Consider the following 18659-nt stretch of genomic DNA (forward strand, 5'->3'; position numbering starts at 1 on the left):
GCCGTCATGAACTTCGAACGTCACCTCCTGGCCCACGCCCCCTACCCGCCCGGCCTCTCCTGACCAGGCCCAAACCCGGCTGAGCCAACCGCCTTCGCACTCCGCGTCACACCGCGATCCGAATTGCATTCGCAATTCACGTTCGTTGCGCGAATCGCGTCGCGTTGCGCGCTCCGAAATGCGTTCCGGCTAGCACTGATCGCGGCCCGGGTCGGATTCGCGGCCTACATCGCGGCGTTCACGGTTCGCACCACGTTCACAGTGCGCATCCCGGCGCCGCGGTCCGCGTCGCGTTCGCGGTTCGCGTCGCGTTCGCGGTGCGCGTCGCGGTGTCGCGGTCCGGCGTCGCGTTCGCGGTTCGCCTCGGGGCGCGGCCCGGCGTAGCGCTCGCGGTTCGCGGCCATCACGGTCGCGCTCCCGGTCGCGTCGCCGGTGCGTCCGCGGCACGCCGCGAGATCACGTCGCGAATCGCGGAGCCGGAGCGTCGCGGTTCGCGGTCGCGGCCGTCGCCTTCCGGTGGCGCGTCGCGGGTCGTGAGGTGGCCGGTGTTCGTGGTCGTTCGCGTCCGGCGTGTGTTCCGTCCGCTCTTGCCCGCCGTCGCCGCTCGTCCGGCGACTCCCCATGGACTGGTTTCCTGTGATTCAGATCGAAAAACTCAGAAAGGTCCATCGCGGCCGTGGCCGCGAGGTGACCGCCGTCGACGGCGTCGACCTGACCGTCGCCGAGGGTGAGGTCTTCGGTGTGCTCGGTCGCAGCGGCGCCGGGAAGAGCACCCTGCTGCGCTGCGTCAACCTGCTGGAGCGTCCGGACTCCGGGCGCGTCGTCGTGGACGGCCGGGACCTGCTCGCCCTGCGCGGCGGGCGGCTGCGCCGGGCCCGCCAGGGCATCGGCATGATCCACCAGCACTTCGGCCTGCTCGGCAGCCGGACGGTCGCCGGGAACGTCGCGTTCCCGCTGGAGGTCATGGGCGTGCCGCGCGCCGAGCGCGCCCGCCGGGTCGCCGAACTGCTGGACCTGGTCGGGCTCACCGAGCACGCGAAGGCGTACCCGGCGCGGATCTCCGGCGGGCAGAAGCAGCGCGTCGGCATCGCCCGCGCGCTAGCCGGACGTCCGAAGGTGCTCCTGTCGGACGAGGCGACGTCCGCGCTCGACCCGGAGACGACCGCGTCCATCCTCGCGCTGCTCCGCGACCTCAACCGGCGGCTCGGCCTCACGATCCTGCTGATCACGCACGAGATGGGCGTGGTCAAGAGCATCTGCGACTCGGCCGCCGTCATGCGCGACGGCCGGATCACCGAGTCGGGACGGGTGACCGACCTGCTCGCCCGTCCGGGATCGGAGCTCGCGCGCGGCCTGTTCCCGCTGCCGCCCGCCGAGCCGCGTCCCGGCACGACCCTGGTCGAGGTCACCTTCACCGGCGGCGCCACCGACGAGCCGTTCGTGTCGGCGCTCGCCCGTAAGTACTCGGTGGACGTCAACATCCTCGGCGGCGCCGTCGAGACGGTCGGCGGCGAGCGCGTCGGACGGCTCCGGCTCGAACTGCCCGGCGACCCGTCCCTGAACGCCGCCCAGCTCGCCTTCCTCCGCGAGGCCGGGCTCTCCGTGGAACTCCGCACCCCCGACGAACTCCGCAGCCCCCTGGAACCCCACACCCCTGAGGAACTCCGCGCCCCCGTGGAACTCCGCGCCCCCGAGGAGGACGTCCGATGAGCTGGGACGAGGTCATGCCGCTGCTGTGGCCCGCCACGGTCGACACCCTCTCCATGACGGGCGTCGCGACGCTGTTCACCGCCGTCCTCGGGCTGCTGCTCGGCGTGCTGCTCGTGATCACCGAGCGCGGCGGGCTGCTGCCCGCGCCCCCGGTCAACCGGGCGCTCGGCGTGATCGTCAACATCGGGCGGTCGCTGCCGTTCCTGATCCTGATGGTGGCGATCATCCCGTTCACCCGGACGATCGTCGGCACCAGCATCGGGAACGCGGCCGCGATCGTCCCGCTGACCGTCGGCGCCATCCCGTTCTACGCGCGGCTCGTCGAGATCGCGCTGCGCGAGGTCGACCCCGGCGTGATCGCCGCCGCGGACGCGATGGGCGCCACCCGCCGCGAGATCGTCGGCAAGGTCATGCTGCGCGAGGCGCGCCCCGGCCTCGTGTCCGGGCTGACCGTCACCGTGATCGCGCTGATCGGCTACACCGCCATGGCCGGCACGGTCGGCGGCGGCGGGCTCGGCAACCTCGCCGTCGTCTACGGCTACGAGCGCTTCGAGACCAAGGTCATGGTCGCCACCGTCGCGCTGCTCATCGTCATCGTCCTGGTCATCCAGGCGGCGGGGGATCTCGTGTCCCGCCGGCTGACCCACCGCTAACCAAGAGAAGGGCACCTGTCGTGCTTCGCAAGATCACAGTCGCGCTGGCCTCCGTCGGTCTCCTCGCGGGGCTGACCGCCTGCGGCTCCTCGGCGGCGTCGGACGATCCGGACGCGCCGCTGAAGGTCGCGGTCAACCCCGTCCCGCACGGCGACATCCTGTCCTACGTCAAGGACAATCTGGCCGCCAAGGAGGGCCTCAAGATCGAGATCGTGACGTTCAGCGACTACCAGCAGCCGAACACCGCGCTGACGGAGAAGCAGGTCACGGCCAACTACTTCCAGCACGTCCCGTTCATGGAGGAGTTCGAGAAGAAGTCCGGGAAGAAGCTGGCGTTCGTCGCGCCCGTCCACCTGGAGCCGCTCGGCGTCTACTCGAAGAAGCTGAAGAGCCTGCGGGACGTCCCGAAGGGCGCGACGGTCGCCGTCCCGAACGACCCGGCGAACGAGGGCCGCTCGCTGAAGCTCCTCGCCGCGAACGGGCTGCTCACCCTGAAGCCGGACGCGCCCGCCAGCGCGACCGAGCGCGACATCACGAGCAACCCCAAGGGCCTGAAGTTCAAGCCGCTGAAGGCCGCGCAGCTGCCCCGCTCCCTGGAGGACGTCGACCTCTCGGTCATCAACGGCAACTACGCGATCGAGGCGGGCCTCGCGCCGAACAAGGACGCGCTCGCCGCGGAGAAGCCCGAGGGCAACCCGTACGCGAACGGCGTCGTCACCCTGCCGGAGAACAAGGACGACGAGCGCGTGAAGAAGCTCGTCAAGCTGCTGCAGGGCCCCGAGGTCAAGAAGTTCGTCGAGGACAAGTACAAGGGGTCGGTGCTGATCGCCTCTTGATCCGGAAAGCGCGGCGTTCTGTCCTCCGCTCCTGATAGGACATGGATCCACGATCGCATGAAGGGGACCCATGGGCGTTTATCAGCATCTTGAGGAGTACGCCGGGCTGCCGGTGGCCGTATTCAACGCGGAGCCGGGGTCGGACGACGAATCCGGCTCCGGCTCCGCGAAGGCCGACGGCCTCCCGCCCGCCGCCGAGGCCGCCTGGCACGTCGGGACGTTCTTCGACGACGAGCCCTTCGCCGACGTCTTCCAGCGCTTCCTCGCCACGGTCGACACCACCGAGGTCACCGCGCTCGTCATCGGCTACTGGGGCGCGTCCTACGACGACAACGTCGCCGACCCGGTGGCGCTGCTGGCGGACGCCGCCGCGTCCTTCCCGAAGCTGCGGTCGCTCTTCCTCGGCGACATCACCGGCGAGGAGTCGGAGATCTCCTGGATCGAGCACTCCGACATCTCGCCGCTGTTCACCGCGTTCCCCGGCCTGGAGCGGTTCGACGTCCGCGGCTCGCAGGGCCTGTCGCTCGACCCGATCCGGAGCGAGAAGCTGACGACGCTGCGGTTCGAGTCGGGCGGTCTCCCGGCCACGGTCGTCCGCGCGGTGGGCGCGAGCGACCTGCCGAACCTGGAGCACCTCGACCTGTGGCTCGGCGAGGAGAACTACGGCGGCGACGCGACCGTCGCCGACCTCGCGCCGTTCCTCGGCGGCGAGCGCTTCCCCGCCCTGCGCCACCTCGGCCTGGAGGACAGCGAGGTCCAGGACGAGATCGCCGCCGCCGTCGCGGGCGCGCCGGTCGTCGCCCGGCTGGAGTCGCTGAGCCTCGCGATGGGCATCCTCACCGACCAGGGCGCCGAGGCGCTGCTGTCCGGCCAGCCGCTCACCCATCTGCGCAAGCTCGACCTGCACCACCACTTCCTTTCGGACGCGATGGTGGAGCGGGTGCGGGCCGCGCTGCCCGGCGTCGACGTCGACCTCGACGACCAGGAGAAGCCGGACGGCGAATGGCAGTACATCGCGGTGTCCGAATGACCGCCGCGCGCCGTCCTCCCGTGGGCGCGGGATGACGTTCGCCGTCGTCGGCACGCCCGGCGACCGGCGTCCCGCGCTGTTCGCGGCGGCGTGCCGGGCCGCCGGGCTGCCCGAGCCGCGGCTCGTTCCCTGGACGGACGTGCTGCGCGGCGCCGAGATCGTCCTGGCGCCGGGCGATCTGCTCCGCGTCGACTCCCCGGGCGAGGACGCCGAGGCCGACGCGCTGCTGCGCGGCCCGGGGCCGCCCGCCCGGGTGGGCGGCGGGGCGCGCTGGCACCGGACGTTCACGGCCGCGCTGCGGAGGCTGTCCGCGGCGGCGTCGGCGTCCGGGGCCCGCCTGCTCGGCGACGTCGACGAGATCGGGACCATGTTCGACAAGCGGTCGTCGCACGCGCGGCTGCGGGCCGCCGGGGTGCCGGTCCCGCCCGCGCTGCCGCGGGTGGACGGGTACGCGGCGCTCCGCGCGCGGATGGCCGAGGCGGGGCTGCGGCGCGTGTTCGTCAAACCCGCGCACGGCTCGTCGGCCTCGGGGGTCGTCGCCGTGCAGACCGCGCCGGGACGCGTCCGGGCGGTCACGTCCGCCCTGATGGCGGGCGACCTGTGGGTCAACTCGCTGCGCGTCCGCACCTACCAGGCCGAGGAGGAGGTCGCCGCCCTCATCGACGCGCTCGCCCCGGACGGCCTGCACGTCGAGCGGTGGTTGCCCAAGGCCACGGTGGGCGGACGCGTGTTCGACCTCCGCGTGGTCGTCATCGGCGGCGAACCCACGCACGCGGTCGTCCGCACCAGCCGCCATCCGATGACGAACCTTCACCTGGGTGGAGCCAGGGGAGACCTGTCCGCCGTGCGAGGCGCGTTGGGCGAGGCTGGGTGGCGACGGGCCATGGACGTGTGCGCGCGGGCAGCGGCCTGTTTCCCCGGCAGCCTGATGGTCGGCGTCGACCTGCTCATCGGCCAGGGCATGCGCCACATGGAGGTCGGTGAGGTCAACGCGTTCGGCGACCTCCTTCCAGGGCTGACCGGCTTCCCGGGTGGCCCGGCCCAAGGGCTGGACACCTACGCCGCCCAGGTCCGAGCCGCCTTGCCCTCCGCGTGTACGGCGTGAACCGAATGCACGACATGAACCGCATGCATGACATGAACCGCATCGTCGGCACGCACGATCTGCTGCTGATAACGCTCGACACGCTCCGGTACGACGTGGCCGAGGAATTGGCGGAGTCGGGTCAGACCCCGACTCTGACCGGGCTTCTCCCGGGCGGGCGCTGGGAACGCCGCCACACGCCGGGCAGTTTCACCTACGCCGCCCATGCCGCGATGCTGGCCGGATTCCTGCCGACGCCCGCGTCTCCCGGGCCGCACCCGCGGCTCTTCGCCGGAACGTTCCCGGGCAGCGAGACGACCGCGTCCGGCACGTGGACGTTCGACGCGGCCGACCTGCCGTCCGGGCTGGCCGCTGCCGGATACCACACCGCCTGCGTCGGCGGCGTCGGGTTCTTCAACAAGGCGACGCCGCTGGGAAGCGCCCTTCCCTCGCTGTTCGCCGAGAGCCATTGGGAACGCGAATTCGGCGTGACCGACCCGGATTCGCTGCCCAACCAGATCGACCGCGTCGCCGAAATCGTGGCGAGGCTGCCCGCCGAACGCCGTCTTTTCCTGCTGCTGAACGTCGCGTCCCTGCACCAGCCGAACTGGTTCTACCTGGACGACGCTTCGGGTTCGAAGGAGGACACGCGGGCCAGCCACGCCGCCGCGCTCCGCCATGTCGACGCACACATCGGGCGGCTGTTCGCGCTGATGCGCCGCCCCTGCTTCGTCATCGTCTGCTCCGACCACGGAACGGCGTACGGCGAGGGCGGCCACACCGGCCACCGTTTCGGCCACGAGGTCATCTGGACAGTTCCATACGGGGAGTTCGTTCTGCCGTGAATCCCTACGAGGCGTATGTGTACGCCTATCCGCACAAGACCGCCTACCGTCCGCTGGAGCCGTTGCGTCCGCTGCGCGACGTGTGGGCGGACGAGCCGCTCGACACCCTCTTCCTCTACCTCCACGTGCCCTTCTGCGAAATGCGGTGCGGCTTCTGCAATCTGTTCACCCGCACGGGCGCGCCCGAAGAGTTGACCAGTGCCTATCTGGACGCGCTCGACCGGCAGGCCACCGCCGTCCTGGACGCCCTGGGCGCGACGGGTCGCGACGCGTCGTTCGAGACGGCGGCATTCGGCGGCGGCACTCCGACCTTTCTCACCGCGCGCGAATTGGAACGGCTCTGCGACATCGCTGGCCGCTTCCCGGGATTCGGCGCCATTCCGCTGGGCGTGGAGACGTCACCGGCCACCGCCACCACCGACCGGCTGACCGTGCTCGCCGAACGCGGGACGAGCCGCGTCTCCATCGGCGTCCAGTCCTTCCTGGACGAGGAGGCGCGGGCGGCCGTCCGTCCTCAGAAACGCGCGGAAGTCGAAGCCGCTCTCGACCGGATTCGCGCGGCCAGCTTCCCGATCCTCAACATCGACCTCATTTACGGCATCGACGGCCAGACGCCCGTGACATGGACGCATTCCCTGGACGCCGCCCTCGCCTGGCGTCCGGAGGAGATCTACCTGTATCCCCTCTACGTTCGGCCCAAGACAGGGCTTGAACACCGCACCCGAGAATGGGACGACCAGCGCCTCACCCTCTACCGGATCGGCCGCGACCACCTCCTGGCCGAAGGCTACGAGCAGGTGTCGATGCGGATGTTCCGCCTCCCCGGAGCCACCGCCAACGGGACGGAATACTGCTGCCAGACGGACGGAATGGTCGGCCTCGGCTGCGGAGCCCGCTCGTACACGTCCCGCCTGCACTACTCGTTCGAGTACGCGGTCGAGACAAGGCTGGTGCGTTCCATCATCGACGAATACGTGGCAGAGAAGGACTTCGGGTTCGCCCATGTCGGTTTCGAACTGGACGACGACGAACGGCGCCGCCGCCATCTCGTCCAGTCGCTGTTGCAGGTGAGCGGGCTCGACCTCGGCCTCTACCGATCGCGCTTCGACGCCGATCCCCACGACCACTTTTCCGTGGAACTCGGCTCATTCGACGAACGGGGATGGCTGGAGAAGTCCGGGGACGCTTTGCGCCTCACCGCCGAAGGGCTCGCCTACTCCGACGCGATCGGCCCCGCGTTGTTCTCACCGAACGTCCGGGCGCGGATGAAGTCCTACAAGGTGCGGTAATGGAGCACCTGACGATCCTCTACCGGGGCCCGTTGGCCAGTTGCGACTACGACTGCCCCTATTGCCCGTTCGCCAAGCGCCGCGACTCGGCGGAGCAGCTCCGCGCCGACCGCGCGGCCCTCGAACGGTTCACGGAATGGGTCTCGGGGCAGAGCTTTCGCATTTCCGTCCTGTTCACGCCGTGGGGGGAGGGGCTCGTCCGCTCCTGGTACCGGCGCGCCCTGGTCGAGCTGAGCCACCTGCCCCATGTCGAGCGCGTCGCGATCCAGACCAATCTCAGCCACCGCGTCTCGTGGACGTCCGAGGCCGACCTCACCAGGCTCGCGCTCTGGGCGACCTACCACCCCGGCCAAGTGCCCTACGACCGGTTCCTCGGCAAATGCCGGGAGCTGGCGGGACGCGGCGTGCGGTTCAGCGTCGGGATCGTCGGGCAGCCCGACCATCTCGACGCCGCCCGCCGCCTCCGCGCCGACCTGCCCTCCGGCACCTACCTGTGGGTCAACGCCGCCGAGGGCCGCGCCTACGACGACGCCGAGGCCGACCAGTGGACCGCGATCGACCCGCTGTTCCCCGTGAGCCGCCGCCCGCACCCGAGCCGCGGCCTCCCGTGCCGGACGGGCGACACCGTCGTGTCGGTGGACGGCGAGGGAACCGTCCGGCGCTGCCATTTCGTCCCGGCAGTGCTGGGAAACCTCTACGACGGATCGTTCCTCGACGCGCTGGCTCCGCGTCCGTGCCCCCTCGATGTCTGCGACTGCCACATCGGTTATGTCCACCTGGAGCCGCTCGGCCTTTACGACACGTTCGCGGGAGGCGTCCTCGAACGCATTCCGACGCTATTCCCGTGACCTTCGTCCAGGCCGATCCGCGCAGGTAGCGCCGATCCCGGCAAGGCGGCGGAATGCCATGCCGGACTGCGGGGTACGGCGCACCCTGGCATCGGCCGGTGAACCAAGGCGGACACGTGGACCATTTAGACCAACCCCATTTCGTCCTCGCGCTCACGCCCGCCGAGGTGGCGGTGCGCGCGGCGCGCGACACGGTCCGCGCCGTGATGGAGCGCTGGGACCGGGAGGACGTCAACGGCGACCTCGAACTCATCACCAGCGAACTCGTCACCAACGCGATCCGGTACGCGAACGCGATCACGGTCGTCCTGTCCCTGCCCGACGACACGACCGCGATGGTCGAGGTCTGGGACGACAACCCGGAGGTCCCCGCCGAGCCCGCGGTGGACCTCCAGGCCGAGAGCGGCCGTGGCCTGATGCTGGTCGGCGCCCTGTCCCGCTCGTGGGGCTGGCGCCCCACCCGCGCGGGCAAGGTCACCTGGGCCCGGACCCACACCAACTAACGAGGCCCATGGCCGTCACGTGCTCCACGTCCCTTCACCGGCGTGAACTCAGCGTGGCCAGGCTGGCCCCCGGTCCGTGGGAGTCGTGGGCCTCACCTCCTTCGGAGTCCGTGTTCACAGCGATGGTCAGGTTTGCTTTTCGGGGTGGTAGTCGGCCTCGGCTATGCCGAACGTCCAGGCGACGCCCGCGCGGGCGGTGCGGGTGTCGGGTGGGACGCGCAGGTAATAGGTGCGGTGAGTGCCGTCGGGTTCGGGGGTGGAGTTCACCACCTCGACCATCACGACCGCTTCGTCGCCGGGGAGGTCGATCGACCAGAGCACGCCCGTCTCGTCCCGGTGCACGGGACGCGCGCCCGTCTCGGCCAGGTAGCGGTCGTAGCCGAAGATCTCCAGCATGACGCGGCGCAGCTCGGCGTTCTGCTCGGCCGAGATGCGGTCGGGCGTGAGACCGGTCAGCGACTCGACGAAGTCGGGCGGGATCGGCATGCCGCGCCAGGCATGCAGGGCGAAACCGTCCGGGTAGGCGAGGGCGGGGCCGTCGCCGCGGTGGAGGCGTCCGGGCTCGTCGCGGTGCAGTTCGCAGGGTCGCTCCGACAGGATCACCAGGTCTTCGTAGGGCCACCACCAGCCCGCCGACCGGGCCGCCTCGGCGAGCCCGGCGAGGGGGCCGTCGAGGCGGCCGAGCGTCTCGAAGAGGGCCAGCCAGGGCGCGTCGTGCTGGCCGAGGACCGCGTCGAGCGTGGCGCCCCGCAGCAGCGCGACGGCCTCGTCCTCCCGCGGGCCGGGCGGGTCGGCGCGCCGCGCGTGCTCGCCCACGGCGGCGCGCACGCGCGTGACCAGCGCCTGCACCTGGTTCCAGAGCATCCCGCCGGTCTCGGCCCAGGTGCGCGGCCACTGCTCCGGCCCCTGTTCGGAGCAGGCCGCCGCGCGTTCCGCCTCCCAGGGACGGGTCCGCACGTCCGAGAGGACGCTCTTGCCCGCCGCGCCCGCGCCGAGGTCGGCGCGGGCCTGGTCGACCAGGTCGCCGAGACCGGCCGCCCGCAGCGCGTCGCCGTGCCCGGCCAGGACCGCCGCCACCACGGCGCCCCGCGCCGGGGAGGGCACCCACACGCAGCGCTTGGGGGCGTCCAGCCCGGCGGCGGTGTAGGCGGCGGCGACACCGGCCTCGGCCCGGGCACGGTCGGCGGGACGGGTGTCATAGGCGGCCGACTGCCAGTCGCCGACCACGTAGTGCGGTTCGCGTGCCGTCGCGGTGAGCATCCCGTCCCCCTAGTCGGCCACGACGCGGACGGCGCCGGGCACGTACTCGCGCTGGCGGATCACCCGGTACCAGCCCCTCGGCAGGGTGATCGCCGCGTGCTCCTCGTGGACGAGCCGCCCGCCGGACGGCAGGTGCAGGTGGTCCGGAGCGAGCGGGTCGGGCGAGCGCAGCAGCGTCCCGGGCGCGGTCAGCGCGTGCGCGTGCCCGGTGGCCTCGCCGAGCGCGAGGACCATGCGGCCCCGCCCGTCGCGCGGCGCGGGCGGCAGGTCGCGGACGCCCGCCGGGACCGCCTCCGCCGGCACGGGCAAGATCAGGATGTCTCCCTGTCGGTACATGCCGCGAACGTAGCGCCCCCCACCGACAGAACACGTTCGCGCTGGTCGCGGCGCTAGAACCCGCGCGTCCTGCGGGCGGCGGGACGGGCCCAGCGGCCGGACGCGCTCAGCCCGACGTGCTGGAACGCGCGCACGAGCTCGCCGCCGAGGTTGACGCCCGCGGCCAGCGCGAGGGCCACTGACACGGCCCCGATGAGGCTCAGCACGCCGGACTCGGGGGAGCCCGTGTTGAGCTCGACCATGCCCCGGTAGAGGGCCGTCCCGGGCAGGAGCGGCCCGATGGACGGGACGACGTAGGGCATGACGGGTTGGCCGCTCCTGCGTGCCTGCCAGTTCGCCAGGATGCCGACGACGGTGGCGGCCATCCCCGCCGCCAGGACGGGTGGAACGTGCCATCCACGCGCTATCACGTACAGCGCCCAGATGAGGGCCCCGCCCAGCGCCGCCGACAGCAGCACGTCCCGCGGCACGGCGAGGGACACCGCGAAGGTCAGCGAGATCCCCGCCGCCGCGATGACCGCGACCGGCCGCAGCTCCGCCGCCGGGGTGGGCAGGTGCCGGACGTCGATCTCCACGCCCAGGTTGACCGCGAGGTACACGACCGCGCCCAGCCCGGCGACGATCGCCGCGATCATGAAGAAGACCTCGAGGACGCGCGCGCCCGCGCTGACGAGGTCTCCGGTGATGCCGTCCTGGATGCTGGCCACGAGCGGCCGCCCCGGAAGCAGCGCGAGGATCGAACCGGTGACGATGGTGGCCGCCTGGCCCGGGTTGCCCATGGCGACGACCACCGCCGCGGCCCCCGCGCCTATGGCCGCCGCCACGGTCAACTGGAAGAACTCCGCTATGCCGCGCCGAGCCAGCGCGGCCGCGGTGCGGTCGCCGAGGAGGGTGGCGATGAACGCCGTGGTCGCCACGAGCGGTCCACCACCGGACAGGACACTGCCCGACGCGGCGATGAGACCCAGTGACACGACCAGCAGCCAAGCCGGGTATGGCGGACGGGCCCGCTTGATCTCAGCGAGCCGCCGGTGGGCCTCGTCCAGTTCGAGCATGCCGATGGACGCGTCCTGGACGAGTTGGTGCAGCGCGGTGAGCCGCCAGAACGCCGGGACACGGCGGCGGATGGCCCGCGTCCCCGTCATGGGCGGCGCGCCCTTCCCCGGGTGGGCCGACACCAGGAGGCTCGTCAACGTGACCTGTACCTCGCACCGGGGCAGTTCATAGGCGACCGCCAGGCCGAGCATGGCCTCGTTCACCCGTTCGGTGGTCTCGCCGCTGGCCAACAGGAGCTCGCCGACACGCAGGACGAGGTCGACCGCACGCGGATCGACGACCTCGCTGGGCTCCTCTTCGGGTGGCTCCGGGGGCGAGTGGTCCATGAGGACCCGCCACGTCCGCCGCAAGCGTTCAGCCGCGCTCATTACGCCGCCCGAGTTCCTTCCGCACCCGTGACCGATCTTGATGGCAGGCTACCCGCGTGCCTCTCGCCGCGACTCGGCGGCCTCGCCGGGCAGGCTCTCCGCAGAGAATCGGTCACCTCTGGGGAACGGCGTCCAAGTGATCGGGTGTCGCCCCGTCACGTGCGGGGATGCCCGCTGGCCTGAGGGCTAAGCGTTCGGGAGGCGTCCTGCCTGGCGTCCGGTCTGCCTACTGAGTCGCTGAGCGCGGTAGGGGCGGGGCCGTGTGCCTGGACGAAGGGGACGAGCCCCGGCCGGGGTGAGGCCGGGGATCGCCCTTCGGCGCGGATGTCACACAGGGGATCGCCGGTCAGCCGCCGCTGATCATCTGGCCGTCGTATCTCCCGCCCTCGCACCACCAGTACCCGCTCTTCCGCACGGGATGGCCGCCGCCTCGTCTGCACTGCTCGAAGCCGACCGTTCGGTGAGCGACATGGTCGGTGCTGGCCTGCATGATCGTCGGGGACGGCGGGCCGGCCGCGACGGCGGAGTCGGCGGGCCCGGCCACCGTGGCCAGGACGGCGGCGGCCAGCATCGGCAGGACGACTGTCTTCATGATCGGGTTCCTTCCGGTGAAGTCGGTGAGTCCGACCCTCCGAACCTAGCGCGTATGCTCAGTTACATAGAGTGACATTGTTGTTGAGTGCGGAGATGTCTGACCAGGCCAGGACTTGGTTGGAGGTGGCGTGACCCGCCTACGCGGACACCTGTCGGGGTAGTCCGCGGGCGCTGCAGGCGGGACGCCGCGCCCTTTCCATCCGGTCAGCGATGTCGGGCCGGATGGCGATATGCGCGCGGGTCGCACGGACATGATCATCGAGGCTTGGCCGCGTTGTCCACAGAACGCGGTTCTGGTGCGGGGGCTTCGACGGCGCTGGTACCAAGGACGCATGACTGAATCCGACGGACTCCGGGAGCAGGCCGAACGCTGCCTGCGCGCGCTGGCGGGCGACCACGCGCGGCTCCGCGACGACCAGTGGACGGCGATCCGCGCCCTCGTCGTCGAACGGCGGCGGGCGCTCGTCGTGCAGCGCACCGGGTGGGGCAAGTCCGCCGTTTACTTCGTGGCGACCCGGCTGCTGCGCGAGCGCGGCGCCGGCCCGACGGTGATCGTCTCGCCGCTGCTGGCGCTGATGCGCAACCAGATCGATGCCGCGAAGCGCGCCGGCATCCACGCCCAGACGATCAACTCGTCCAACACGGGCGACTGGGACGCGGTGTTCGGCGAGGTCGACGCGGGGGCGGTCGACGTCCTGCTGGTGAGTCCCGAGCGGCTGAACAACCCCGAGTTCCGCGACCTCGTCCTACCGAAGCTCGCCGCCGGCGCGGGCCTCGTCGTGGTGGACGAGGCGCACTGCATCTCCGACTGGGGGCACGACTTCCGTCCCGACTACCGCCGGCTCCGGACGCTCCTGGCCGAGCTGCCGCCCGGCATCCCGGTGCTCGCCACCACCGCGACGGCCAACGCCCGCGTCACCAAGGACGTCGCCGAGCAGCTCGCGGGCGACGACGCGCTCGTGCTGCGCGGCCCGCTCGAACGGGAGTCCCTGCACCTCGCCGTCGTGACGCCGCCCACTGCCGAGCAGCGCATCGCGTGGCTGGCCGAACACCTCGACGAACTCCCCGGATCGGGGATCGTCTACACCCTCACCGTCGCCGCCGCCCACGAGATCAGCGGCTATCTGCGCGACCGCGGCCACGCGGTCGCCGCCTACACCGGGCAGACCGAACAGGCCGAACGGCTCCAGGCCGAGCAGGATCTGCTCGACAACAAGCTCAAGGCCCTCGTCGCCACGAGCGCGCTCGGCATGGGCTTCGACAAGCCCGACCTCGGCTTCATCGTCCACGTCGGAGCCCCGCAGTCACCGGTCGCCTACTACCAGCAGATCGGACGCGCGGGCCGCGGCGTCGACCGCGCGGAGGTCATCCTCCTGCCCGGCCGGGAAGACCGCGACATCTGGGCCTACTTCGCCAGCCTCGCCTTCCCGCCGGAGCCCGTCGTCCGGCACACCCTCGGCGTCCTGGAGGACGCGGGCCGCCCGCTCTCCACCGGGGCCCTCGAACCCCAGGTCGACCTCAGCCGGACGCGGCTCGAAATGATGCTGAAAGTGCTCGATGTCGACGGCGCGGCCCGCCGCGTCAAGGGCGGCTGGACGTCGACCGGCATCCCCTGGTCCTACGACCGCGAACGCTACGAGCGCGTCACCGCCGAGCGGCGGCGCGAACAGCAGGCGATGCTCGACTACATCTCGACCACCGCGTGCCGTGAGGAGTACCTGCGCCGCCAACTGGACGACCCGGCCGCCGCGCCCTGCGGCCGCTGCGACAACTGCACGGGACGCCACTGGTCCGCCGACGTCACCGGGCAAAGCGCGTCCGAGGCCCGCGAGCGGCTGCACCGTCCGGGCGTCGACATCATGCCCCGCCGCATGTGGCCCACCGGCGTCAAGGACGACCTCGGCGTCGCGGGCCGCATCGACCCGGCCCTCCAGGCTGAAGTGGGCCGGGCCCTCGGCCGCCTCACCGACATCGGCTGGGGCAACCGGCTGCGCGCCCTGTTCGCCGGTGACGACACCGACCTTCCCGCCGACATGCTCAACGCGGTCGTCCAGGTCCTCGCCGCCTGGGACTGGCCCGCCCGCCCGACCGGCGTCGTCACCATCGGCTCCCGCTCCCGTCCGCGCCTGGTCTCCACCTTCGGCCACCGCATCGCCGAGGTCGGACGCCTGCCCTACCTGGGCGAACTGGCCCCGGTGGGCGACCCGTCCCCGCGCCGCCACAACAGCGCCCAGCGCCTCCGCTCGGTCTGGCACTCACTGACCGTCCCACCCGACCTGGCCGCCACCGTCTCCAACACCCCCGGCCCCCTCCTCCTGATCGACGACCGAGTCGAGACCGGCTGGACGATGGCCGTAGCAACCCGCCTCCTAAAGGAAGCCGGAGCACAAACCGTCCTCCCCCTAACCCTGGCCACCCCGACCTAACCCCACCCCCACCCACCCCGCGAACCTCACACCCGTTCCGCCGACCCCCCACCCATTCCGCCAACCCACCCCGCCCCGCGAACCCCATCACCCGGCGTCCACCCACACCCAACAGAAGGGGCCACACGACGAGCCACCACTAGCAAGAGGCCCACCTTTGCGCCCCCACTCCACAGCGCGAGCGCCAAGCGAACCATCCCGCATGGCCCTGCCCAGCACGTCCCCACGTCCCCCTGCCCCGCAGGCAGAGGCAGACCAACCCGGGCAAAGCGGCCCGCCCGCTTGCCCGCCACGCGCGCGTGCACGGTGGGTCGTCCCCACAGGTCTCCCGTCCGCCCGCCTCGCCCTCGCGGCGGAGGCGTGCGCCGAGGTGGCTCCCCTGTCTGCGGGCGCAGCTGGATGCGAGCCCAACCATGCACGCCTTCACTGGGAGTGTTCGCCGCCCTGCGACCCGGCCGAGCGATAAACAACGGGCCTCGCGCCCGGCAGTCCTACGCTCCCCGCGAGCTCCTCGCGCTCTTCGCGCTTCTCGCGCTCTTCGCGGTCCCCAGGCTCTTCACGCTCCCCGCGTTTCCCATGCTCCTCGCGGTCTTCGCGGTCTTCGCGCTCTTCGCGGTCTTCGCGCTCTTCGCGGTCCTGGCGGTCCTCGGGCTCTTCGCGGTCCCTGGGCTCTTCACGCTGCCCGCGTTTCCCATGCTCTTCACGCTGCCCGCGTTTCCCATGCTCTTCACGCTGCCCGCGTTTCCCATGCTCTTCGCGCTCTTCGCGCTCTTCGCGGTCCTGGCGGTCCTCGGGCTCTTCGCGGTCCCCGGGCTCTTCACGCTGCCCGCGTTTCCCATGCTCTTCGCGCTCCTCGCGCTCCCCGCGCTTTGCGGTCGCGCCCGGCGATCCCGCCCGCGGTTCCGCGTTCCTTTGCGTCCCGCGTCCTCCGCGTCCCCCGCCTTCCGAGTGGGACAGGCCACCCCCATGGGCCTCTGGACGGGCCGCCTGCCCTGCGGCGCGGGGCTGCGGAGAGTCGCACCTCACTGGCCTCCGGGCGGGTACCCCCGCGCTCTCCGCGGCGGGTGGAGGTGAGAGCTAACCTTGCGGCCCTCCGGCGGGCGCCCGCGTCCCGCCCTGACGTGGGCGGACGGTGGGGCGATACGTGCGAGTGTTCTGGACGAGTGGTCTGCCTGCGCCGTGTCGGTGGGTGTCCTGCGAGCCTTCGGTGGCGAGCGGGCGGGCGGTGGGTTGGTCTGTGCGGGTGGCCCGGGACGGGAGCCACATGCCGCTAGCTCGGGCGGGTGCCCGCCCGCCCTTAGGCGGGCGCAGGGTCGGGCGGTGTGGGGCGCCTGGGGTGGGGGGTGCGTGCCACCCCGGGCCCGCGTGCGCCTGTGACGCGGGTTGGGTGGCCGACCCGTGCGCATTTGGGGCGGTGCCTGCCTCTTGTGGCGCGGGTGTGGGTGGGCTGGACCTTGCGGCCCTTCGGCGGGCGCCCGCGTCTCGGCCTGACGTGGGCGGGAGTCGGGCCGTGTGGGGTGGCTGGGTGCGTGTTACTCCAGGCCCGCGTGCCTCTGTGATGCGGGTTGGGTGGCCGACCCGTGCGCATTTTGGGGCGGTGCCTGCCTCTTGTGGCGCGGGTGTGGGTGGGCTGAATCTTGCGGCCTTCCGTTGGGCGCCCGCGTCCTGTCTTGACGTGGGTGGGAGTCGGGCGGTGTGGGTCGCTTGGGGTGGGCGGGTGTGTGCCACCCCGGCCCGCGTGCCCCTGTGACGCGGGTGGGGTGGCCGACCCGTGCGCGCGGCCCCGCGCACGGGTCGGCGTCCGGTCCCGGCGCCGCGGCGGAGAAGAGCCGCGGCGAACGGGGGTCGGGTCCCCGGGCGGCGGCCCCGGCGGCCGGCACCGCCGGGGCGCGCCCGGGAGCGCCGCCGTCGTTGGATGGGACGGCTGACGGCGGCGAGGAGCGGCCCGAGACGAAAGTGTTCTAGAGGTTAGAAAAGTCTGTCCAGTTGTTTAGGAGAACATCTTGAGATAAGTTCAGCGGGAAATGTCATCATTTCCCGGCGAGATGACCGCTCGGCCATTTCAGCGGGACGACGGAACAGGTAGTAATGTCCGACCCCGTGTCACCGACCCTTGACGCGCTCCTCGACTGCCCGTCCGGGCTGCTCGATATGACGTTCGATCAGCTTCGGACCCTTCTGGTTGTGCACGAGTCCGGGTCCGCGCTCCGGGCGGCCCGTGCGCTCGGACGCGAGCAGTCGAGCGTCCAGAAGCAGCTCGACACCCTGAACCGCAACAGCCAGACCTTGTGCGGCGAGGTACTCACCGTCCGGCAGGGGCGGGGCAAGGACTTCCTGTTCACGCCGACCGGTGAGGCCACGGTCGAACTGGCGCGCTTGACGTTCGAGAAATGGCTGGAGTCCATTCACTGGAGCAGGCGCAGGCTCGGCCGGATGCTCACCGTGGGCACCACCGAGTTCACGCTGCCGATCGTGTCGCGGGCCTGGAACCGGGTGTCGGAGGAGTTCCGGCAGCGCGAGGTCGAGTTCAAGGTCGCCCACGTCCGGACGAAGGAGCTGTGGTCCCGTCTGGAGACCAGGCAGGTCGACCTGATCTGCGGCAGTATCGTCAGCACCCCCGAGGGTGACCTGCGGCTCTCGGAGTACGAGGTCGTCGAGTACGCGCGCGGCCAGGCGTGGCTGCTGACCAACCTGCTGGAGAGCGAGCTGCCGGACATGCCGGTCGAGACCAGCAGGCTCGGCGGGGTGCCGCTGGTCGTCCCGCCCGCCGGGCTCGTCGCCGACCTGCTCGCCACCTGGTACGGGCCCAACTTCCGCGAGCGGCTGAACGTGGTCGCCGACATCGACGACGTGCACTACGGGCTGTCGCTGCTGCGCTCCGGCTTCGTCCGCGGCTGCATGATCGTGACCGGTTCGATCGGCCGGGGCATGGCGGCGCAGGACGAGCCCGGCACCGTCCCGCTCCGCGCCATCGCCCTGGACGACGACCTGGAGCCCAAGGCCGAGCTGATGACGGGCGCGTTCGTCCGCCGCGCCGACCTCGAACGCTACGACGCGGGCCACCCCCTGAACCGCCTGTGGGCGGCGGTGAAGGAGGACGTCCGCACTTACACCCCCCTCGCATAACCCGGACGAGCGAGACTCCGACCGGCCGATCGAACGAGCGACCGAAGCTCCCCACTCATCCGCCTTACGAGAGCCCACACGCCCCCGCGCGGTCGCGGGGGAGGGCTCGCCATTTGCTCCCGTTGTCCGAGACGTAGCGGATCGCGTCGACGATCTCGCGGCGGGGGGCCTCGGGACGGCCGCCAATGGTCTGGCAGGCCGGGACGGGCAGCAGCGGCTCGATCAGCGTCCATTCGGCGGCGGTGGTGTCGGAGGGAGAGCGGCGGCGGCGCATGAGGGCACATCGCCCCCGCCTGGCGCTCGGCACCCGCCACCCGGACCGTCCCGCACTCCGGGCACCTCGCCCGGCGCGCCGGCGACTCGGCAGGTAGCACCGCCACCCGCGCTCAGCTCTGACGCACCCACCGACACCCGCGCCCGACATGCTGTGCCGCAATACACCGCGTCCTGCCGCGCAGCGCCCGGCAACGCCCGCCCACAACTCGGACGACAACGCCGCTTCCCGGACGTCATGCCACAAGCGAACGACCGCCGAGACCTGTCTCACCATCCCCTCCCAGGCACACACCACCTCGCCCGTTAGCGATTGCCAACCGTCAGCGAGGTCATGGAACAGGCGCCTAAGCCGGGGTAGCGGTTCGTGCGGCCGGAGGGCGGCCACGCCCGGAGGTCGCACGGACCGACGAGCGAGGGGG

At 71.7% G+C, this 18659-nt stretch carries 17 protein-coding genes and 1 pseudogene; 12 read left to right on the forward strand and 6 right to left on the reverse strand.

Annotation, left to right across the window (positions count from 1 at the left end):
• Window positions 1-224: 224 nt before the first annotated feature.
• Window positions 225-404: a hypothetical protein gene (locus ACH01S_RS27790; RefSeq protein WP_067897792.1), complete on the reverse strand. Its 180-nt coding sequence runs from the start codon at window positions 402-404 to the stop codon at window positions 225-227.
• 232 nt (window positions 405-636) lie between these two features.
• Between ACH01S_RS27790 and ACH01S_RS27795 the strand changes: the two genes are divergently transcribed.
• The 9 genes from ACH01S_RS27795 (at window position 637) to ACH01S_RS27835 (ending at window position 8798) form a co-directional block, all read left to right on the forward strand.
• The gene (locus ACH01S_RS27795; RefSeq protein ID WP_174564916.1) at window positions 637-1710 is read left to right on the forward strand and encodes a methionine ABC transporter ATP-binding protein; all 1074 of its coding nucleotides are present in this window, start codon (window positions 637-639) and stop codon (window positions 1708-1710) included.
• Window positions 1707-2363, forward strand: a complete 657-nt coding sequence (locus ACH01S_RS27800; RefSeq protein ID WP_067897798.1) for a methionine ABC transporter permease — start codon at window positions 1707-1709, stop codon at window positions 2361-2363. The genes ACH01S_RS27795 and ACH01S_RS27800 overlap by 4 nt, the downstream gene beginning before the upstream one ends.
• Window positions 2364-2383: 20 nt before the next feature.
• Window positions 2384-3199 carry a MetQ/NlpA family ABC transporter substrate-binding protein gene (locus ACH01S_RS27805; protein ID WP_067897801.1) on the forward strand — a complete coding sequence of 272 codons (816 nt, stop codon included), beginning with the start codon at window positions 2384-2386 and terminating at the stop codon, window positions 3197-3199.
• A gap of 70 nt (window positions 3200-3269) precedes the next feature.
• Window positions 3270-4229 (forward strand): STM4015 family protein, encoded by a 960-nt coding sequence (locus ACH01S_RS27810; protein WP_067897804.1) that lies wholly within the window; start codon window positions 3270-3272, stop codon window positions 4227-4229.
• A 31-nt stretch (window positions 4230-4260) separates the two neighbouring features.
• On the forward strand, window positions 4261-5334 hold the full coding sequence (locus ACH01S_RS27815; protein ID WP_067897807.1) for an STM4014 family protein: 1074 nt from the start codon (window positions 4261-4263) through the stop codon (window positions 5332-5334).
• Between the two features lie 23 nt (window positions 5335-5357).
• Window positions 5358-6158, forward strand: coding sequence for an STM4013/SEN3800 family hydrolase (locus tag ACH01S_RS27820; protein ID WP_067897874.1), 801 nt, complete (start codon window positions 5358-5360; stop codon window positions 6156-6158).
• Window positions 6155-7447 carry an STM4012 family radical SAM protein gene (locus ACH01S_RS27825; RefSeq protein WP_246237231.1) on the forward strand — a complete coding sequence of 431 codons (1293 nt, stop codon included), beginning with the start codon at window positions 6155-6157 and terminating at the stop codon, window positions 7445-7447. Before ACH01S_RS27820 ends, ACH01S_RS27825 begins: the two co-directional genes overlap by 4 nt.
• Window positions 7447-8295 (forward strand): STM4011 family radical SAM protein, encoded by an 849-nt coding sequence (locus tag ACH01S_RS27830; RefSeq protein ID WP_067897809.1) that lies wholly within the window; start codon window positions 7447-7449, stop codon window positions 8293-8295. Before ACH01S_RS27825 ends, ACH01S_RS27830 begins: the two co-directional genes overlap by 1 nt.
• A gap of 116 nt (window positions 8296-8411) precedes the next feature.
• Window positions 8412-8798 carry an ATP-binding protein gene (locus ACH01S_RS27835; protein WP_067897812.1) on the forward strand — a complete coding sequence of 129 codons (387 nt, stop codon included), beginning with the start codon at window positions 8412-8414 and terminating at the stop codon, window positions 8796-8798.
• 126 nt (window positions 8799-8924) lie between these two features.
• On the opposite strand, the gene ACH01S_RS27840 is transcribed toward ACH01S_RS27835, so the two are convergent.
• From ACH01S_RS27840 to ACH01S_RS27855, 4 genes are all read right to left on the reverse strand, one after another.
• Window positions 8925-10058 carry a DUF6745 domain-containing protein gene (locus ACH01S_RS27840; protein ID WP_067897815.1) on the reverse strand — a complete coding sequence of 378 codons (1134 nt, stop codon included), beginning with the start codon at window positions 10056-10058 and terminating at the stop codon, window positions 8925-8927.
• A 9-nt stretch (window positions 10059-10067) separates the two neighbouring features.
• Entirely contained in the window at window positions 10068-10394 is a 327-nt protein-coding gene (locus ACH01S_RS27845; RefSeq protein ID WP_067897817.1) for a DUF8820 family protein, read from the reverse strand.
• A 53-nt stretch (window positions 10395-10447) separates the two neighbouring features.
• Window positions 10448-11818 (reverse strand): threonine/serine exporter family protein, encoded by a 1371-nt coding sequence (locus ACH01S_RS27850; protein WP_246237232.1) that lies wholly within the window; start codon window positions 11816-11818, stop codon window positions 10448-10450.
• Between the two features lie 346 nt (window positions 11819-12164).
• Window positions 12165-12410 carry a hypothetical protein gene (locus ACH01S_RS27855; protein WP_067897820.1) on the reverse strand — a complete coding sequence of 82 codons (246 nt, stop codon included), beginning with the start codon at window positions 12408-12410 and terminating at the stop codon, window positions 12165-12167.
• A 334-nt stretch (window positions 12411-12744) separates the two neighbouring features.
• Here ACH01S_RS27855 and ACH01S_RS27860 point away from each other — a divergent pair, with 334 nt between their 5' ends.
• The 3 genes from ACH01S_RS27860 (at window position 12745) to ACH01S_RS27870 (ending at window position 17964) form a co-directional block, all read left to right on the forward strand.
• Entirely contained in the window at window positions 12745-14838 is a 2094-nt protein-coding gene (locus ACH01S_RS27860) for a RecQ family ATP-dependent DNA helicase (protein WP_067897823.1), read from the forward strand.
• Between the two features lie 432 nt (window positions 14839-15270).
• A complete protein-coding gene (locus ACH01S_RS43865) occupies window positions 15271-15912 on the forward strand; it encodes a hypothetical protein (protein ID WP_067897827.1) in 642 nt (213 codons plus the stop codon).
• Between the two features lie 1026 nt (window positions 15913-16938).
• Complete coding sequence (locus tag ACH01S_RS27870) at window positions 16939-17964, forward strand: LysR family transcriptional regulator (protein WP_218010423.1); 1026 nt, start codon at window positions 16939-16941, stop codon at window positions 17962-17964.
• 91 nt (window positions 17965-18055) lie between these two features.
• Here ACH01S_RS27870 and ACH01S_RS27875 read toward each other — a convergent pair.
• Window positions 18056-18238, reverse strand: a pseudogene (locus ACH01S_RS27875) (transposase); the annotation flags it as partial.
• Window positions 18239-18659 lie beyond the last annotated feature (421 nt).

Source organism: Actinomadura chibensis NBRC 106107 (assembly GCF_001552135.1).
Lineage (GTDB): Bacteria > Actinomycetota > Actinomycetes > Streptosporangiales > Streptosporangiaceae > Spirillospora > Spirillospora chibensis.

Coding starts and splice junctions, on each gene's coding strand:
- ACH01S_RS27850 (WP_246237232.1), bottom strand. CDS start 11,818: ATGAGCGCGGCTGAACGCTTGCGGCGGACGTGGCGGGTCCTCATGGAC.
- ACH01S_RS27860 (WP_067897823.1), top strand. CDS start 12,745: ATGACTGAATCCGACGGACTCCGGGAGCAGGCCGAACGCTGCCTGCGC.
- ACH01S_RS27790 (WP_067897792.1), bottom strand. CDS start 404: ATGGCCGCGAACCGCGAGCGCTACGCCGGGCCGCGCCCCGAGGCGAAC.
- ACH01S_RS27855 (WP_067897820.1), bottom strand. CDS start 12,410: ATGAAGACAGTCGTCCTGCCGATGCTGGCCGCCGCCGTCCTGGCCACG.
- ACH01S_RS27840 (WP_067897815.1), bottom strand. CDS start 10,058: ATGCTCACCGCGACGGCACGCGAACCGCACTACGTGGTCGGCGACTGG.
- ACH01S_RS27800 (WP_067897798.1), top strand. CDS start 1,707: ATGAGCTGGGACGAGGTCATGCCGCTGCTGTGGCCCGCCACGGTCGAC.
- ACH01S_RS27830 (WP_067897809.1), top strand. CDS start 7,447: ATGGAGCACCTGACGATCCTCTACCGGGGCCCGTTGGCCAGTTGCGAC.
- ACH01S_RS27845 (WP_067897817.1), bottom strand. CDS start 10,394: ATGTACCGACAGGGAGACATCCTGATCTTGCCCGTGCCGGCGGAGGCG.
- ACH01S_RS27815 (WP_067897807.1), top strand. CDS start 4,261: ATGACGTTCGCCGTCGTCGGCACGCCCGGCGACCGGCGTCCCGCGCTG.
- ACH01S_RS27810 (WP_067897804.1), top strand. CDS start 3,270: ATGGGCGTTTATCAGCATCTTGAGGAGTACGCCGGGCTGCCGGTGGCC.
- ACH01S_RS27820 (WP_067897874.1), top strand. CDS start 5,358: ATGCATGACATGAACCGCATCGTCGGCACGCACGATCTGCTGCTGATA.